1 protein-coding gene is annotated in these 518 nt (G+C 33.6%); it reads right to left on the minus strand.

Features of this window, described 5'->3' with window-relative positions; translation table 11 throughout:
• Window positions 1–286 precede the first annotated feature (286 nt).
• On the minus strand, window positions 287–518 hold a 232-nt coding region (locus AB4589_RS25490), incomplete at its 5' end, for a hypothetical protein (protein WP_372101965.1).

A 518-nucleotide genomic window follows, 5' to 3' on the forward strand; every position in this document is an offset into this window, starting at 1 on the left:
GAAGTCCAAGAGGTTTTTGAGGTTGTTCAGATTCCACACCAAACAATGAAATTTCAACCTATCTCAACCGAAAAAATAAATCAAACGCCGGTTTTTTAGACACAAAAAAGCCGACTACTCTTGGAAAGCCGGCTTTTTTGCGAATGCTATATAGTCGAGTTGGAGGCCCAACACACTCTAAACCTTAAGAAAACACACTACATAAGGCACTACTGGTTAGCGAGCAATGTCGTGTGTTTTAACTTTATAGACCTTATGTAAGTATAGCGTGTCGTCGCCTGGTATTTCAATCTTTAAGTAACCTTGTGGTTTTTTCCTTTACATAATCTAAATAATACGCACGGATAAAAAACCGATAAATAACAGAAAGATAACAAATAACATTAGAAAAATTTATAGCACATTGAGGGAGTGAAATTAAAATAATTAATATATTAATTATGTCTAATAACAATAGCGCCAACATTAAAACCCCATTTATTTTCTTTAAAATCAGCATCTTAATTTGGTGCGTATTA

Origin of the sequence: Vibrio sp. 10N.222.49.A3 (genome assembly GCF_041475145.1) — a bacterium.
GTDB classification, from domain to species: domain Bacteria; phylum Pseudomonadota; class Gammaproteobacteria; order Enterobacterales; family Vibrionaceae; genus Vibrio; species Vibrio tasmaniensis_A.